The sequence below is a fragment of the Cupriavidus sp. 01L46 genome (genome assembly GCF_056399905.1).
Map to the genome: position 1 here is coordinate 1 of NZ_JBFTSF010000029.1, position 16659 is coordinate 16659.

The window sequence follows — 16659 nt, forward strand, 5'->3', positions numbered from 1 at the left end:
CTGTGCGAGGCTGGCGACTTTCGCGGGCTGGTGCTGTCGCGTTATGGCTATGGGCGCTCCACCCCGCGTCCCGCCCCGGAAAAGTGGGGCGTCGATTTCATGCATCGCCAGGCACGCGAGGCACTGCCGGCGCTGTTCGACGCACTCGAGATCGGGCCGGGACGCAAACGTGGCAAGCCCTGGCTGTTCGGCCACAGCGACGGCGGCTCGATCGCGCTGATTCACGCCGCGAGTTTTCCGCAGGCGGTCGATGGCATCACCGTGCTGGCGCCGCACATCCTGGTGGAGGATCTCTCGGTGAGCAGTATCCGGGCCACCCGCGAGACCTATCTGCAGACGGACCTGCGCAGCAAGCTGGCGCGCCATCACGACGATGTGGATTCCGCCTTCTGGGGCTGGAACGATATCTGGCTCGATCCAGCGTTCCGCGCCTTCGACCTGCATCCGCTGCTGTCGCGGATCCAATGTCCCGTGCTGGYGGTGCAAGGCGAGGACGACGAATACGGCACCATGGCGCAGATTGAGGGTATCCATCGATATGCGCCACAAACCGTCCTGCTTAAACTCCCGCGATGCGGCCACTCGCCTCACCGCGACCAGCCCGGGCCGTTGACGGACGCGGCAGTCAGGTTTATAACGGCACATACTTCATACCTAAAATAATTTCGCGCCCCCTGCGCGTTGGCCTGCAGTTCCCCCCCGTCCRGCAGCTCGCGAGGTCTGCGAATGCCGCGCACGGATGGGAGTCCCGCAGGCTGGCGATGCCGGCCCAGGCGACGGAAGTCGGCTTGACCACCAGGAGACATCCATGCATCGCTTCACATCGCGCGGGCTGGCCCCCGCATGCCTAGCCATCGCTGCATCCCTTGCCTTTGCCGCTGGCGCCAATGCCCAGGGTACCGGCAAGATCAAGGTTGGCTTCATGCTGCCTTACACGGGCACCTATGCATCGCTGGGCAACGCCATCGAGAATGGCTTCAAGATGTACGTGCAGGAGCAGGGCGGCAAGCTGGGCGGGCGGGAGATCGAGTATTTCAAGGTGGACGACGAGTCCGATCCGGCCAAGTCGCCGGAGAACGCCACCAAGCTGATCAAGCGCGACCAGGTCGACGTGGTGGTGGGCACGGTGCACTCGGGCGTACAGATGGGCATCGTCAAGGTGGCCAAGGAAAACAACACGCTGCTGATCATTCCCAATGCGGGTGTGGATGAGGCCACCGGCCCGCTGTGCGGCCCCAATATCTTCCGATCCTCGTTTTCGAACTGGCAGCCGGGCTACGCCATGGGCCATGTGCTGGCCGAGCGCGGCATGAAGAAGGTGGTCACGCTGACGTGGAAATACGCAGCCGGCGAGCAGTCGGTCAAGGGCTTCAAGGAAGCCTTCGAGGCCAAGGGCGGCAAGGTGGTGAAGGAGTTGAGCCTGCCGTTCCCCAACGTGGAATTCCAGGCGCTGATCACCGAGGTCGCATCGATCAAGCCCGATGCGGTCTTCGTGTTCTTCGCCGGCGGCGGCGCCGTGAAGTTCGTCAAGGACTGGGCTGCGGCGGGCCTCAAGGACAAGATTCCGCTCTACGCGTCGGGCTTCCTCACCGACGGCACGCTGGAAGCACAGGGCGCCGCGGCGCAAGGCATCGAAACCACGCTGCACTATGCCGATGGCCTGTCCAACCCGCGCGACAAGCGCTTCCGCCTGGAATACGCCAAGGCCTACAAGCTGCAGCCCGACGTGTACGCCGTGCAGGGCTACGACGCTGCGCAGTTGCTGGGCGCCGGCGCCGGGGCGGTCAAGGGCGACATGAGCAAGAAGGCCGAGGTCATCAAGGCGATGGAGCAAACCAAGGTCGATAGCCCGCGCGGGACGTTCACGCTGTCGAAAGCGCACAATCCGGTGCAGGATTTCTACCTGCGCAAAGTCGATGGCCGGGAGAACAAGCTGGGCGCCGTTGCAGTGAAGGCGTTGGCCGATCCGGCGCGCGGCTGCCGGCTCTGAGCGGGTGAACGCAGTGGCCCGCCGCCGCCAAGGCGCAGTGCCGAAGTCCGGCCCGGCGTCAGCCGGGCCGCATACCGCAACCGAGTTGCCGCTTTGCCGCATGGATATCCATGGATATCGTTTCCTTCTTCATTCAGTGCCTCAATAGCATCCAGTACGGCCTGCTGCTCTTTCTCGTCGCGAGCGGCCTGACGTTGATCTTCGGCATCATGGGCGTGATCAACCTCGCCCACGGCAGCTTCTACATGCTGGGCGCCTACCTGGCTTTCACGCTGGCCGGGCTGACCGGCAGCCTGCTGATCGCCATTCCGCTGGGCATTGTGCTGGCGGTGGCGTTCGGCTACGTGCTGGAGTGGGTGTTCTTCAGCTATCTCTACGAGCGCGAGCATCTGCAGCAGGTGCTGATGACCTACGGGCTCATCCTCGTGTTCGAGGAACTGCGCAGCATCCTGGTGGACGACGACGTACATGGCGTGACGGTGCCGGCCATGCTCGACTGGGCTCTGCCGATCGGCAATGACATGACCTATCCGGTCTATCGCCTGTTCATCTCCGCGATCTGCCTGCTGGTGGCCGCGGCCATGTACCTGGTCATTCGCCGCACGCGCCTTGGCATGATGATTCGCGCCGGCGCCACCAATCGCGAGATGGTGCAGTCGCTGGGCATCAACGTCACGGTGCTGTACCGCTTCGTGTTTGCGCTGGGCGTGGCCCTGGCGGTGCTGGCCGGCATGATCGCCGCGCCGGTGTCGTCGGTCTATCCGGGCATGGGCAGCCAGGTGCTGATCGTATGCTTCGTGGTGGTGGTGATCGGCGGCATCGGCTCGGTMAAGGGGGCCATGGTGGCCTCGCTGCTGCTGGGTTTCGTCGACACGTTCGGCAAGGTGTTCTGGCAGGAGGCCTCCGGCGTGCTGGTCTACCTGCTGATGGCACTCATCCTGCTCTGGAAACCCCAGGGCTTGTTCAAGGCGGGGTAGGGATATGCCGAGCGATACCAATGCATTGGAGGGGCCGGCGCGCGCGCGCAGCCAGCCCATGCCCTGGCTGGGCGGCCTGGGCTGGCTGGCTGCGTTTGCAGTGTTGGCGGTGCTGCCGCTACTGCTGAATGCGGATGGGCAGCGTTTTTACATCGAGCTGGTCAGCAAGGTCATGATCATGGCCATCTTCGCGCTGTCGCTGCAGTTGCTGATCGGCTACACCGGGCTGGTCAGCCTGGGCCATGCGGCCTACTTTGCCATGGCCGCCTACGCCACCGCGATGATGGCGCCGCAGGCCGGTCCGGGCAACGGCTGGCTTTTGCTGCTTGGCGCGCTTGGCGCGGCCGCGCTGCTGGCGCTGGTGGTGGGCGCGCTGGTGCTGCGTACGCGCGGCATCTATTTCATCATGGTCACGCTGGCCTTCGCGCAGATGGTGTATTTCGTTTTTCACGACACCAAGATACCAGCTTGGCGCCTTCGTGGTGGCTGGCACCTTCGCCGGCCTGGCCGGCTACCTGTATGCCATCCAGTACGGCTTCGTCAATCCGGAGATCGCATCCTGGCACCAGTCCGGCAACGCCATGCTGATGGTGATCCTGGGCGGGGCCGGCAGCCTGGCGGGCGCGGTGCTGGGGGCCTTCTCCTTCGTCTTGCTCGCCGAGTGGTTCAGCACGCTGACCAAGCACTGGCAGTTGCTGATGGGCGGCTTCGTCATCCTGGCGGTGGCCATGCTGCCGCATGGATTGATCAGCCTGGCCCGTGGTGCCGCGCGCCGGCGCCAAGGRGGATCACGATGAACACACCTGTACCTGCACCTGTGCCCGCACCGGTCTTGTCGGCCCGCAAGCTGACCCGCCGCTTTGGTGGCCTCACCGCGGTGGGCGACGTGGACCTGGACCTGGCCTTGCATCAGATCCACGCGGTGATCGGCACCAATGGCGCGGGCAAGTCCACGCTGATCAACATGTTATCGGGCGAGCTGCCGCCGTCGTCCGGCGCGTTGCAGTTGCAGGGGCGCGACGTGACCGGCTGGTCGCAGCCGCGCCTGGCGCGCGAAGGCGTGGGCCGCAGCTACCAGCGCAACAATATCTTCCTGCCGCTGACGGTGCGCGAGAACTGCCGCCTGGCGGCACAGTCGCGCGCGCAGCGGGCCTGGCGGCTGTGGGAGGGCGCGCAGCGTTGCCGCACCAGCCGCGCGCTGGGCGACGAAGCCTTGGAGTGCGCCGGCCTGGCGGGCTGCGCGGATACCGTTGCCACGGCGCTGTCGCATGGCCAGAAGCGCCAGCTCGAGGTGGCGATGTGCCTGGCCACCCAGCCCACCGTCCTGCTGCTGGATGAGCCTTTGGCCGGCATGGGCGCGGAGGAGTCGGCACGCATGCTTGCGCTGCTGCGTTCGCTGCGCGATGGCCATGCGGTGCTGCTGGTCGAGCACGACATGGAGGCGGTGTTCTCCGTGGCGGACCGGATCACGGTGATGGTCAACGGCACGGTGATCGCCTCGGGCGATCCCGAAGCGATCCGCGTCAATCGCGAAGTCCAGCAGGCCTACCTGGGCGAGGAGGCCGAAGGGCGGGAGGAGAGGGCAGATTCCCGCCAGGCGGCCCTGCATGGGGAGCAGGCAGCATGAGCGCGCAAAGCGAGATGATTGCCGCACGCAGTGTGCATGCCTGGTATGGCAGCAGCMACGTCCTGCGCGGGATCGATTTCAGCGTCGGCACGGGCGAGACCGTGGGCTTGCTGGGGCGCAACGGCATGGGCAAGAGCACGCTGCTGCGTACCCTCCTGGGCCATGTGCGGCAGCGCGAGGGCACCATCCTCGCTGGCGGGCGCGACGTCTCCCGTGCGCAGCCATATGAAGTGGCACGCCTGGGCGTGGCCTATGTGCCCGAAGGACGGGGCATCTTCCCCAATCTCTCTGTGCGCGAGAACCTCTTGATGGCGGCGCGCAAAGGGCCGTCAGGCCGGATGGACTGGGACGAGGCAAGGGTGCTGGACCTGTTCCCGCGCCTCAAGGAGCGCCTTGGCCACGGTGGKCAGCAGCTGTCCGGCGGCGAGCAGCAGATGCTGTCTATCGGACGGGCCCTGCTGACCAACCCGGACTGCCTGATCCTCGATGAGGCGACCGAAGGCCTGGCGCCACGCGTTGTCGCCGAGATCTGGCAGGTCATTGCCACCGTGCGCGCCACCGGCATTGCATCCGTGGTGGTGGATCGCAACTACCGCACGGTGCTGGCCAATGCGGATCGCGTGGTGGTGCTGGAGAAGGGCGTGGTCGTCATGAACGGGCCTGCGGGCGAACTGGCGGTGGAACCCGGCCTGCTGGATCGCTATCTTGGCGTTTGATCCGCACACGATCCCTGTTCAATTGTGACTAACTGCACACAATTTGTGGCGGTGCAGCAACGTGCGTATCCCCCTATTCGTGGGCGATTTGGTGGTCCACCCCGCGCAAGCGCTTGACCGGGCGGGACTTCCCTCGCATGCTTGCCACGTCACCAGCACGAGGCAGGTTCCTCAAGGCGGGATGCTCCCTAGTGGTCGTCACCCGGCACTTCATCTAGAATGGCGCGCGTTTGTGCAATGCAATAGCGGCACGGTGCCGTTGCGCCATCCCGGGCGCACATATCCGTGCGCCGAAGCGGTTGCGCGAGCCTTTCAACCTTACCCTTATCCATGACCCAGCCCGCATCCAGTCATTATTTCGTCGAAAGTCCCAGCAAGCGTGCGCTGGTGATCGGGGCGATCGGCGTCGTCTTCGGCGATATCGGTACCAGCCCGTTGTACGCCCTGAAGGAGTGCTTCAGCACCGAGCACGGCATCCCCTTTAGCGACGCCGCCGTCATGGGGATCATCTCCATGTTGTTCTGGGCGATGATCATCGTGGTTTCGCTCAAGTACGTGATGTTCGTCATGCGCGCCGACAACGACGGCGAGGGCGGCATCCTGGCCCTGATGGCGCTGGCGCTGCGTACCGCGACGCCGCGCTCGCGCATGGCAAAGCTGCTGATGATGTTCGGCATCTTCGGCGCCTGCATGTTCTATGGCGACGCGGTGATCACCCCGGCGATCTCGGTCCTGTCCGCGGTGGAGGGCCTGGAGATCGCCGCGCCCGGGCTTACACACTTCGTCATACCGATCACGCTGGTGATCCTGGTGGCCTTGTTCATGATCCAGCGCAGCGGCACCGCCGCAGTGGGCAAGCTGTTCGGGCCCATCATGATGGTGTGGTTCGCCGCGCTAGGCGCCCTGGGCGTGTATCACATGATGCACGTGCCMGCGATCCTGATGGCCGTCAACCCGTACTACGCGGTGACCTTCCTGATGGAGCATTCGCTGCAGGCCTTCGTGGTGCTTGGCTCGGTGTTCCTGGTGCTGACCGGCGCGGAAGCGCTGTACGCCGATATGGGCCACTTTGGCATCCGGCCGATCCGCACGGGCTGGTTCGCGGTGGTGATGCCTTGCCTGATGCTCAACTACTTCGGCCAGGGCGCGATGCTGCTGCAGAACCCCGAAGCCGTCAGCAACCCGTTCTACCTGATGGTGCCGCAGCCCCTGCTGATTCCTATGGTGCTGCTGGCCACTTGCGCCACGGTGATCGCTTCGCAGGCTGTTATCTCCGGTGCTTTCTCGCTGACCAGCCAGGCTATCCAGCTGGGCTTTGTGCCGCGCATGCGCATCCGCTATACCTCGGACGCTGAAATCGGCCAGATCTACCTGCCGGTCATCAACTGGCTCCTGCTGGTGCTGGTGGTGATCGTGGTGGTGGCCTTCAAGAAATCCGACAACCTGGCGGCCGCCTACGGTATCGCGGTGACGACCACCATGGTGATCACCACGTTCCTGGCCGCCGTGGTCATGCGCAACGTGTGGAAGTGGAACCCGATCCTGGTGACCCTGATCGGCCTGACCTTCCTGCTGGTCGACCTGGCGTTTTTCTCGGCCAACCTGCTCAAGATCGCCGAGGGCGGCTRGTTCCCGCTGCTGATGGGCGGCACCGCCTTCTTCCTGCTGATGACCTGGCACAGCGGGCGCAAGCTGCTGCGCGCACGCAGCCTGGAAGATGGCATTCCGCTCGAGCCGTTTATCGGCGGCCTGCTGGCGCACCCTCCGCATCGGGTCGAAGGCACGGCGGTGTTCCTGACCGGCAACACCGAGTCAGTACCGGTTTCACTGCTTCACAACCTCAAGCACAACCGCGTGCTGCATGAGCGCGTGGTGTTCCTGAGCTTCGTCACGCGCGACGTGCCCTATGTGGACGATGACCATCGCCTGACCTGCAAGGATCTTGGCGGCGGTGTGTTCATCCTCAAGTCCGAGTACGGCTTCAAGGAGACGCCGGATGTGCAGCGGGTGCTGGATCTGGCCCAGCGCAAGCTCAACATGCAGTTCGAGCTGATGGAAACCTCGTTCTTCATTGCCCGCGAATCGGTGATTCCGTCGAAGCTGCCGGGCATGTCGATGTGGCGCGAAAGCCTGTTCGCCTGGATGCATCAGAACGGTGCCAAGCCCTCGGACTTCTTCCAGATTCCGGCAAACCGTGTGGTTGAGCTGGGAACCAAGGTGGAGATCTGACGGCAGCCCCCTCGGTTCGCATGCGGCAGTTGCGGCCGGGCTAGCCTCACTGGCCCGCGGAAAGAAAAAAAGCCCCTGTGCACATGGCACAGGGGCTTTTTTACGTCAGTCCCGCGAGGCTCAGCGCTTGAGCTTGGCGAAGGCTGCCGCCATGGCGCCTGACGGTTCATCGCGGCGCTGATTGCCGCCGAACCCCTTGCCCTGGCCGGGCCGCTGACCCTGACCTTGGCGCGGCGCGTTGCCGCGGTCGGTCTGGCCCGCGCGGACCGGGCCCTGGCCGGGCTCGTCGTCCAGGCGCATGGTCAGGCCAATGCGGTTGCGCTTGACGTCCACCTCCATCACCTTGACCTTGACGATCTGGCCAGCCTTGACCGCCTCGTGCGCATCCTTGATGAACTTGGTGGACAGGGCGGAGATGTGGACCAGTCCATCCTGATGCACGCCGATATCGACGAACGCGCCAAAGGCGGCAACGTTGGTGACCACGCCTTCGAGCACCATGCCCGGCTGCAGGTGCTTGATGTCTTCCACGCCGTCCTGGAAGGTGGCGGTCTTGAACTCGGGACGCGGGTCGCGGCCGGGTTTTTCCAGTTCGGACAGAATGTCGCGCACGGTCGGCAGGCCGAAGGTTTCATCCGTGAAGGATGCCGGCGACAGGCCGCGCAGCGCTTCGCGGTTGCCCATCACTTCCGGCAGGCCCTTCTTGATCTGGTCGAGGATCCGCTTGACCACCGGGTAGGCTTCCGGGTGGACCGAGGAGCGGTCCAGCGGATTGTCGCCGTCGTTGACGCGCAGGAAGCCAGCGGCCTGCTCGAACGTCTTGTCGCCCAGCCGCGGTACCTTCTTCAGCGCGGCGCGATTGGGGAAAGCCCCGTTGGCATCGCGGTACTCGACGATATTGCGCGCCAGCACCGTGTTCAGGCCGGACACGCGGGCCAGCAGCGGGGCCGAGGCGGTGTTCACGTCCACGCCCACGGCGTTCACGCAATCCTCCACCACGGCATCCAGCGCGCGGGCCAGCTCGCGCTGGTTCACGTCATGCTGGTACTGGCCCACGCCGATCGACTTGGGATCGATCTTGACGAGTTCCGCCAGCGGATCCTGCAGGCGCCGCGCGATCGAGACCGCGCCGCGGATCGACACGTCGAGGTCCGGGAATTCCTTGGCRGCCAGCTCCGATGCCGAGTACACCGAGGCGCCGGCTTCGCTGACCACGATCTTGGTCAGCTTGGCTTCGGGCAATGCCTTCATCAGGTCCAGCACCAGCTTGTCGGTTTCGCGGCTGGCGGTGCCGTTGCCAATGGAAACCAGCATGACATTGTGCTGCTTGGCCATGCGCGCCAGCGTGGCGAGCGAGCCGTTCCAGTCGCGGCGCGGCTCGTGCGGGTAGATGGTGGCGGTGTCGATCAGCTTGCCGGTGGCGTCGACGACGGCKACCTTGCAGCCGGTGCGGATGCCCGGGTCGATGCCCATCACGGACTTCGGGCCCGCCGGCGCGGCCAACAGCAGCTCGTGCAGGTTGCGGCCGAACACCTTGATGGCTTCACCTTCCGCGGTTTCGCGCAGCTGGGTCAGCAGCTCGGTTTCCAGGTGCGGCTGCACCTTGACGCGCCAGCACCAGCGGCAGACGTCGGCCAGCCACTTGTCGGCCGGGCGGTTCTGGTTCTGGATGCCGACATGGCGCGCGATCATGCCTTCGCACGGGTGCGGCACCATCGCGTCCTGTTCCTCGCCCAGGCCGAGCTTGACCATCAGCACGCCCGCATTGCGGCCGCGGAACAGCGCCAGCGCGCGGTGGGACGGAATGGTGCGGATGGTTTCGCTGTATTCGTAGTAATCGCGGAATTTCTCTTCTTCCGCGCCTTCCTTGCCTTCCATCACCGAGGAGGTAACCAGGCCTTGGCTCCACAGGTGCTCGCGCACTTTGCCGAGCAGCTCGGCGGTTTCGCCAAACTGTTCCGACAGGATGTCGCGCGCGCCATCCAGCGCGGCCTTGACGTCCGGCACGCCGCCGTCGGCGGTGGGGTTGCCGTTGACGTACTTGGCGGCCTCGGCCTGCGGGTCCAGCGTGGGGTCGGCCAGCAGCGCCAGCGCCAGCGGTTCCAGCCCGCATTCGCGCGCGATCTGGGCGCGGGTGCGGCGTTTGGGCTTGTAGGGCAGGTAAAGGTCTTCCAGGACCTGCTTGGTCTCTGCGCCTTCGACGGCTGCGCGCAACTCAGGCGTCAGCTTGCCCTGTTCCTCGATCGAGGCGAGGATGGTGGCGCGGCGCTCTTCCATCTCGCGCAGATAGAGCAGGCGTTCTTCCAGATTACGCAGATGCGTGTCGTCCAGGTTGCCGGTCACTTCCTTACGGTAGCGCGCAATGAACGGCACGGTCGCGCCTTCGTCGAGCAGTTCTACGGCCGCCGCCACCTGGCGGGGTTGGACGGACAGTTCGGCCGCGATGAGCGACACGATCTTTTGCATGACGGAAGCTGGCAGAGTGGACATCAGGAAAACAGTCGGTCGAAAGCGGGGCATTTTGCCACAAGCTTGCCGCCATGCGGCGAGGCGCTTGGGCAGGGGGTTGCCCGCGTGACCCGGGGCGCCCGCAGGGGCGGTGGCGCCGCGCCGGGATGCCGGTCCGCCCGTATGTCAACAAGCGTGGCGACAAGCACGGCAACCGGCAGGGCGGATGTTAGAATCCAAGCATGATCGTCAAGCCACATCCGACCGCCCTTGCGGCCGCGTTCCCCGACCACCTCGCCACTCCGGCTGTGCTCCGCGCAGCCCGCTTCCTGCGCGCGCAGGTGCGGCTTACCGTGCTTGCCACGGGCCTGGCGGCGTTGTTCCTGCCAACGCTCGGCCAGGCGCAGGCGGCACCTGGTGCCGCGCAGCCTCCTGCCGCTGCCGGCGCGGCGCAAACGCCGCCCCGGGATTTCGCCGCGGAGCGCAAGGCCATCAGCGACTCGCGCGCCTGGACCACCTATCGCTATGGCACGGCCGAGCACGATTGCTACAACAAGTTCTTCGTCACGCATTGCATCGACAAGGCCAAGGACGCCCAGCGTGCCGAGTTGCAGGTGCTGCGCAAGCGGGAGCTTGAGGTCGGTGACGCGGAGCGCGCATTCAAGGCGGCCGAGCGTGACCGCCAGCAGGCGATCCAGCGCGCCCAGTACGAAGCGGAGCAGCCCAGCCGCGATGCCAACGAGCGCGCCAGCCGCGAAAGCTACGAGCGCAAGCAGCAGGAGCAGAAACTGCGCGATGCGCAGCACGAGGCCGATGCGCCGCAGCGCGCCGCCAATGCCCAGGCCTACGACAAGAAGCAGGCCGATTTCGATGCCYGCGTCAAGGCCGCCCAGGAGCAGGGCGCGCAGCAAGCCAAGCAGCGGCAGGAAAATGTCAAGGCTTACKAGCAAAAGCAGCGTGACGCCGAGCAACGGCAGAAAGACGTCGACGAGCGTCGTGCCAAGGCCAAGGAGCAGCAGGGTCAGGCGTCCGCGCCACGTCCCTTCGGTTTCTGAGCGGCTAAGCGCCGCGCCCACAGCCGGGGGCAATACCGGCGACAATAGCCGGTACCAGACGTCGGCGCGATGCATCTGGCCGCGCCCACGTCATTTGCCGTACCGGCCCGCCGGCGCCCAGCGCCGGCTTTGAGCGGGGGAGCCCATGGACCGCAACCTGAACACCTTATCGCGACAGATCATGGAATTGCAGATCGAGCATCGCGATCTCGACTACCTGATCGACCGCATGGCGGCGGATGCCGCGCACGATGAGCTGCAACTGCGCCGACTGAAAAAGCGCCGTCTCAAGCTCAAGGATGCGATTACCTTGCTACAGCTTCAGCTCGAGCCGGACGTGCCCGCCTGATTTCCTGATTCCCCGATTCCCCTTGCCCCGGGCCGCTCTTGAAGCGGCTCGCCAAAAAGCCTCGCCTTGCCCGATTCCGAAGACCTGCCCGCCGCCAACGTAACGTCAGACCCGTCTGATCACGCCGCTACGCCTGACACGCCCGACTCGCCCGAAGCACCGGCGGCCAGCGCTGCCGGGCCGTCCGGGACGGCGGCTTCGCACGCTGCCCAACTGGCCACTATCTTTGCCGAGACCGGGACACTGGCCACCGGCATCGAAGGCTATCGCYCGCGCGCGGCGCAAGAGCAGATGGCCGCCGCCGTGGCCGGGGCGATCGAGCGCGCGGACACGGTCATCGTCGAGGCCGGCACGGGCACGGGCAAGACCTTCGCCTACCTGGTTCCGGCCATGCTGTGGGGCGGCAAGGTGATTCTCTCCACCGGCACCAAGAACCTGCAGGACCAGCTTTTCCTTCGCGATATCCCCACGGTGCGCAAAGCGCTCAATGTGCCGGTGTCGGTGGCGCTGCTCAAGGGGCGGGCCAACTACCTCTGCCATTACCACCTGGAGCGGGCCGAGATCCAGGGCCGCCTGGCTTCGCGCCAGGATGCCGCCTGGCTGCGCGAGATCGCCCGCTTTGCCAAGGTCACGTCGTCGGGCGACAAGGGCGAGCTGGCCTCGGTGCCGGAAAACGCGCCGGTCTGGCAGCTGGTTACCTCGACCCGCGACAACTGCATGGGCACGGAGTGTCCGAACTACAAAGAGTGCTTTGTGATGCGCGCTCGCAAGGAAGCACAGCAGGCCGACATCGTGGTAGTCAACCACCACCTGTTCTTTGCCGACGTGGTGCTGCGTCGCTCGAAACCGCGCTGTCGGAGTTTGTGACCCTGCTGGAAAGCCAGGCCGAACGTGCCGAGCCATTGGAGCAGTGCCATCGCCGCGCGGTGGAGCTCGACCAGCGCCTGGCCGCCTGGCGCAACGATGCCAAGGCGGTGCCAGCACCCGCTGCAGTCGATGGCGATGAAAAAGCCCCGGCCAGCGCGGCCTTCGGGCCGGAAACCGTGCGCTGGGTCGAGGTGTTCTCGCAGACCGTGCAGTTGCACCGCACGCCCCTGTCGATCGCGCCAATCTTCACGCGCCAGCGCGAAGGGCACCCTCGCGCCTGGATCTTCACCTCGGCTACGCTATCCGTGAAGGGCAATTTCACGCACTATGCGGCCCAGCTTGGCCTGGACAAGGACAAGTCGCTGACGCTGCCGAGTCCGTTCGACTACGCCACGCAGGGCCTGCTTTATGTGCCGCGCGACCTGCCGGCGCCGCAGTCGCCGCAGTTCACCGACGCCGTGGTGCAGACCGCGCTGCCGCTGATCGAGGCCGCCGGCGGCCGCGCTTTCCTGCTGTGCACCACGCTGCGGGCAGTGCAGCGCGCCTCCGACCTGCTTTACGAGGCCTTTGCGGAACGTGGCCTGGAGCTGCCCCTGCTGGTGCAGGGCCAGGCCAGCCGTACCGAATTGCTGGATCGCTTCCGCGAGCTTGGCAACGCGGTGCTGGTGGGCAGCCAGAGCTTCTGGGAAGGCGTCGACGTGCGCGGCGAGGCGCTCTCGCTGGTCATCATCGACAAGCTGCCGTTCGCCCCGCCCGACGACCCCGTGCTGGCGGCGCGCATGGAAGTGCTGCAAAAGAAGGGCCTGAGCCCGTTCGCCGTGCATCAGCTGCCGCATGCCGTGATCACGCTCAAGCAGGGCGCCGGACGGCTGATCCGCTCGGAATCCGACCGTGGCGTGCTGGTGATCTGCGATACCAGGCTGGTGGAGAAGCCTTACGGCCGCCAGATCTGGCAGAGCCTGCCGCCCTTCAAGCGCACGCGCGAGGTCGAGACGGTGGTCCACTTCCTGGAGTCGCTGCGCAATGGCGAAAGCGCGCCGGCGGCCGACGGCGCCGGAGGGGAAGCCGCGCCCGATTGACCGCCTGGCGCGGGCGGCGGGCAACAAACAAAAAACCCGATCTTTCGATCGGGTTTTTTGTTGCCAGCGCACTCAAGCGCCGTGCCTGACGTTCAGAACACTTCCCACCAGGACTTGTCCTTGCGGCGTTCCCCGTACTTGATGTAATCGCTGTTGGGGAAGTTCTTTTCCATCACGCGGGCGGTATCGTCGCGCAAGTCCTTCATGCCCAGCGAATCGTACGAGCGGATCATGATGTACAGCGCTTCCTCGTTGGCCGGCGCGCCGTCATAGTCCTTGAGCGCCTGCTGGGCCCGGTTTGCAGCGGCCAGGTAGGCGCCGCGGCGGTAGTAGTAGCGTGCCGCATGGACCTCGTGCTGGGCCAGCGAGTTCACGATGTATTGCATGCGTGCGGCAGCATCCGTCGTGTACTTGCTGTCCGGGAAGCGCGTGACCAGCGTGTTGAAGGCGTCATAAGCAGCGCGCGCGGCCTTGGGGTCACGCTCGCTCAGATCCTGGCCGGAAAAACGGCCAAGCCAGCCCAAATTGTCATTGAAGTTGATCAGGCCCTTCAGGTAATAGGCATAATCCACGTTCGGGTGATTCGGATGCAACTGGATGAAGCGGTCGACCGAGGCAAGCGCGGCGGCGGTTTCGCCGTCCTTGTAGTTGGCGTAGGCGGTATCGATCTGTGCCTGCTGGGCGAAACGGCCGAAGGGATAACGTCCCTCCAGCTTCTCGTACAGCTTCACAGCTCGGGTAAAGTCGCCGGAATCTAGTGCGTCCTTGGCTTCCGAATATAATTTGTTAGCCGACCAGCCGGCAGTTTCGTCTGGTTGATCCGACAGCAGGCCGCACGCCGATAGCATGACGCAGCCGCCTGCGAGCAGAATCGCTCCAATTCTTGCGCGCCAGCTGGCGCGCTTCATGCTCATCAATTGCATGGGCAACGTATCCCGRATGAAAAATAGCGTCAAGCATTATAGCCCAAGCCCCTTGCCGGAAACCGCCGCCAAGGGCATCGAGCAGCAAGCTGCCGATTCAACCGACATCTTGAACGAGGTGGAGGACCTGGAAGACCTGACCGATGTGGCCGCGCTAGGCGGCCTGGAGGCAGGAACGGAGGCATCTCCAATCGAATTGGAAATGCAGCCGGTAGAGATCGAAGTCGATGGCGCATCACACGGCGAGCGCCTCGATAAGTTGTTGGCACGCMACCTCAACGGCTTCTCGCGCAGCCGCCTCCAGCAATGGATCGAGAACGGGGCGGTGCTGGTCGACGGCGAGGTGCGCCGCTCCAAGTCCTCCGTGCAGATGGGCGAGCGTGTCGTGGTCCGTCCGCAGGCGGCGGCAGAGTCGCGCGCCTTCGTGGCCGAAGACGTGCCGCTCAACGTCGTGTACGAGGACGCCACGCTGCTGGTCATCGACAAGCCCGCCGGCCTGGTGGTCCATCCTGCCGCCGGCAATTGGGGCGGCACGGTGCTAAACGGCCTGCTGCACCGCTACCCGGAAGCTGCAAGCCTGCCGCGTGCGGGCATCGTCCACCGGCTCGACAAGGAAACATCAGGGCTGATGGTGGTGGCCCGCACGCTGACCGCCCAGACCGACCTGGTGCGCCAGCTGCAGGCGCGTACCGTCAAGCGCAGCTACCTGGCGCTGGTGTGGGGCGAGACGCCTGAGTCCGGCACCATCGATGCGCCGATCGGCCGCGATCCGCGCGAGCGGATCCGCATGGCGATCGTGCTCACCAACAGCGGCAAGCCCTCGCGCACCCATTTCCGTACCCTTGGCACGGTGCCGCTCGGGCGCGGCCATGTCTCGATGGTGATGTGCCAGCTCGAAACCGGCCGCACCCACCAGATTCGCGTCCACTTCGAGTCGATCGGCCACCCGATGGTAGGCGACCCGGTCTATCACCGCGCCGCCACCCAGCGCGGCCAGCGTCCGGCCATCAAGGCGCCGCTGCCGGTGCCGCTGGCGCGCCAGGCCCTCCACGCCTTCCGGCTTGGGCTGGTGCACCCGGCCACCGGCAAGCTCGCATCTTGGGAAGCGCAGCCACCCGATGACTTGCAGGCGCTGATCGAAGCGCTCGACTTTGACCGTGCCGACGACGAAGACGAGGACGACGGCTGGACGGAAGGCGAGGACGGTGCGTGGGAATACGGCGATGACGACTGAGGCGCCTTGGCTGGTCCCCGACTGGCCGGCGCCGGCGCGGGTGCGCGCGTTGTCCACCACCCGCCAGGGCGGTGTCAGCGAGGGCCCCTACGGCCTGGCTGACGGCAGCCCTGGCKGGCTGAACCTCGGCACCCATGTGGGCGACGATGCCGCCGCGGTCGCGGCCAACCGCTCACGGCTGGCCGCGCGGCTGCCGGCCGTGCCGGGCTGGCTGGAGCAGGTGCATGGCTGCGCGATTGCCACCGAGGACCAGTTTGCCGCCGATGGCGTGGTTCCGCAGGCGGATGCCTGCATTGCCACGACCGCTGGCCGGGTCTGTGCGGTGATGACCGCCGATTGCCTGCCCGTGCTGCTGTGCGACCGTGCCGGCACGGTGGTTGGCGCCGCGCACGCCGGCTGGCGCGGGCTGTGTGGTGGCGTGATCGAGGCAACCCTGGCGCGCATGGGCGAGCAGGCTGGCGCGCAGGCGCAATGGCTGGCCTGGCTCGGGCCGGCCATCGGCCCCGATGCCTTCGAGGTCGGCGCCGAAGTCCGGCAGGCATTCCTGGTCCAGGCGCGGCCTGACGAGACGGCGCAGGTGGATCTTGCCTTCCGCGCAGGCGCAGACGGCAAGTACTTCGCCGATATCTACGCGCTGGCCCGCATCCGCCTGGCCCGCGCCGGCTGCACCGCGGTGTACGGCGGCGACGCCTGCACCGTTGGCGATGCGCAGCGCTTCTACTCCTACCGGCGCGACGGCGTCACGGGGCGCATGGCCAGCCTGGTCTGGCTGGCCGCCTGAAACTCTCCCAGCGTCAGTCCCTGGCAGGCGGCTGTTCCGGCCCCGCGGATTCTGCAGGCTCCGCGGAGCCGGAGGGCGCTTGCGCGCTCTTCGCCTGCCTGGTTTCCTCTGCCTTGCGCCGGCGCAGGCGCCCCGGGGTGCCCATGATGTACACCAGGATCGCCACCGGGAACAGGCCGTAAAAGACGAACGTGGCCAGTCCCGCGACCACGGTATGCTCGGTAATGGCCATCATCAGGACCACATACAGCCAACCGATTGCAACGATGTACATCAGAAAGTCATCCTTCTCGGGCAAGCTAGCCCCGTGGCCGGAGTGGCGCCAAAGGGAGGCTCGCAGGTTCGCGCTGAGCGCATTTTGCCGTTAGCGCCGGTCCGCGCATT

At 65.8% G+C, this 16659-nt stretch carries 13 protein-coding genes and 2 pseudogenes; 12 read left to right on the forward strand and 3 right to left on the reverse strand.

Annotated features, from left to right (window positions below; all coding sequences use genetic code 11):
* From AC1DS3_RS07685 to AC1DS3_RS07715, 7 genes and pseudogenes are all read left to right on the forward strand, one after another.
* Positions 1 to 663: alpha/beta fold hydrolase (locus AC1DS3_RS07685; RefSeq protein WP_477126949.1), on the forward strand; the 663-nt coding region annotated here is incomplete at its 5' end.
* Positions 664 to 808: 145 nt separating this feature from the next.
* A complete protein-coding gene (locus AC1DS3_RS07690) occupies positions 809 to 1990 on the forward strand; it encodes an ABC transporter substrate-binding protein (RefSeq protein WP_441630658.1) in 1182 nt (393 codons plus the stop codon).
* A gap of 110 nt (positions 1991 to 2100) precedes the next feature.
* Positions 2101 to 2967 carry a branched-chain amino acid ABC transporter permease gene (locus AC1DS3_RS07695; protein WP_150987739.1) on the forward strand — a complete coding sequence of 289 codons (867 nt, stop codon included), beginning with the start codon at positions 2101 to 2103 and terminating at the stop codon, positions 2965 to 2967.
* Positions 2968 to 3025: 58 nt separating this feature from the next.
* Positions 3026 to 3764, forward strand: a pseudogene (locus AC1DS3_RS07700) (branched-chain amino acid ABC transporter permease).
* Positions 3761 to 4594 carry an ABC transporter ATP-binding protein gene (locus tag AC1DS3_RS07705; protein ID WP_441630660.1) on the forward strand — a complete coding sequence of 278 codons (834 nt, stop codon included), beginning with the start codon at positions 3761 to 3763 and terminating at the stop codon, positions 4592 to 4594. Before AC1DS3_RS07700 ends, AC1DS3_RS07705 begins: the two are co-directional and overlap by 4 nt.
* Positions 4591 to 5310, forward strand: a complete 720-nt coding sequence (locus tag AC1DS3_RS07710; protein WP_477126950.1) for an ABC transporter ATP-binding protein — start codon at positions 4591 to 4593, stop codon at positions 5308 to 5310. Before AC1DS3_RS07705 ends, AC1DS3_RS07710 begins: the two co-directional genes overlap by 4 nt.
* A gap of 330 nt (positions 5311 to 5640) precedes the next feature.
* Positions 5641 to 7539, forward strand: coding sequence for a potassium transporter Kup (locus AC1DS3_RS07715; protein WP_477126951.1), 1899 nt, complete (start codon positions 5641 to 5643; stop codon positions 7537 to 7539).
* A 120-nt stretch (positions 7540 to 7659) separates the two neighbouring features.
* On the opposite strand, the gene AC1DS3_RS07720 is transcribed toward AC1DS3_RS07715, so the two are convergent.
* Positions 7660 to 10029, reverse strand: a complete 2370-nt coding sequence (locus AC1DS3_RS07720; protein ID WP_441630666.1) for a Tex family protein — start codon at positions 10027 to 10029, stop codon at positions 7660 to 7662.
* A 200-nt stretch (positions 10030 to 10229) separates the two neighbouring features.
* On the opposite strand from AC1DS3_RS07720, the gene AC1DS3_RS07725 reads away from it, so the two are divergent.
* The 3 genes and pseudogenes from AC1DS3_RS07725 to AC1DS3_RS07735 all read left to right on the forward strand — a co-directional run bounded on the left by AC1DS3_RS07725 (position 10230) and on the right by AC1DS3_RS07735 (position 13337).
* Positions 10230 to 11042 carry a hypothetical protein gene (locus tag AC1DS3_RS07725; protein WP_477126952.1) on the forward strand — a complete coding sequence of 271 codons (813 nt, stop codon included), beginning with the start codon at positions 10230 to 10232 and terminating at the stop codon, positions 11040 to 11042.
* 145 nt (positions 11043 to 11187) lie between these two features.
* Complete coding sequence (locus tag AC1DS3_RS07730; RefSeq protein ID WP_150987726.1) at positions 11188 to 11391, forward strand: DUF465 domain-containing protein; 204 nt, start codon at positions 11188 to 11190, stop codon at positions 11389 to 11391.
* Between the two features lie 84 nt (positions 11392 to 11475).
* Positions 11476 to 13337: pseudogene (locus tag AC1DS3_RS07735) on the forward strand (ATP-dependent DNA helicase).
* A gap of 92 nt (positions 13338 to 13429) precedes the next feature.
* Here the strand turns inward: AC1DS3_RS07735 and AC1DS3_RS07740 are convergent.
* Positions 13430 to 14260 carry an outer membrane protein assembly factor BamD gene (locus AC1DS3_RS07740; protein WP_183031633.1) on the reverse strand — a complete coding sequence of 277 codons (831 nt, stop codon included), beginning with the start codon at positions 14258 to 14260 and terminating at the stop codon, positions 13430 to 13432.
* On the opposite strand from AC1DS3_RS07740, the gene AC1DS3_RS07745 reads away from it, so the two are divergent.
* Both AC1DS3_RS07745 and pgeF read left to right on the forward strand, forming a co-directional pair.
* Positions 14184 to 15494 carry an RluA family pseudouridine synthase gene (locus AC1DS3_RS07745; protein WP_477126953.1) on the forward strand — a complete coding sequence of 437 codons (1311 nt, stop codon included), beginning with the start codon at positions 14184 to 14186 and terminating at the stop codon, positions 15492 to 15494. The genes AC1DS3_RS07740 and AC1DS3_RS07745 overlap by 77 nt on opposite strands.
* Complete coding sequence (gene pgeF, locus AC1DS3_RS07750) at positions 15484 to 16275, forward strand: peptidoglycan editing factor PgeF (RefSeq protein WP_477126954.1); 792 nt, start codon at positions 15484 to 15486, stop codon at positions 16273 to 16275. Before AC1DS3_RS07745 ends, pgeF begins: the two co-directional genes overlap by 11 nt.
* Before the next feature lie 13 nt (positions 16276 to 16288).
* Here pgeF and AC1DS3_RS07755 read toward each other — a convergent pair whose 3' ends face one another.
* Entirely contained in the window at positions 16289 to 16549 is a 261-nt protein-coding gene (locus tag AC1DS3_RS07755) for a hypothetical protein (protein WP_441630674.1), read from the reverse strand.
* Positions 16550 to 16659 lie beyond the last annotated feature (110 nt).

Coding starts and splice junctions, on each gene's coding strand:
- AC1DS3_RS07755 (WP_441630674.1), bottom strand. CDS start 16,549: ATGTACATCGTTGCAATCGGTTGGCTGTATGTGGTCCTGATGATGGCC.
- AC1DS3_RS07740 (WP_183031633.1), bottom strand. CDS start 14,260: ATGCAATTGATGAGCATGAAGCGCGCCAGCTGGCGCGCAAGAATTGGA.
- AC1DS3_RS07730 (WP_150987726.1), top strand. CDS start 11,188: ATGGACCGCAACCTGAACACCTTATCGCGACAGATCATGGAATTGCAG.
- AC1DS3_RS07705 (WP_441630660.1), top strand. CDS start 3,761: ATGAACACACCTGTACCTGCACCTGTGCCCGCACCGGTCTTGTCGGCC.
- AC1DS3_RS07690 (WP_441630658.1), top strand. CDS start 809: ATGCATCGCTTCACATCGCGCGGGCTGGCCCCCGCATGCCTAGCCATC.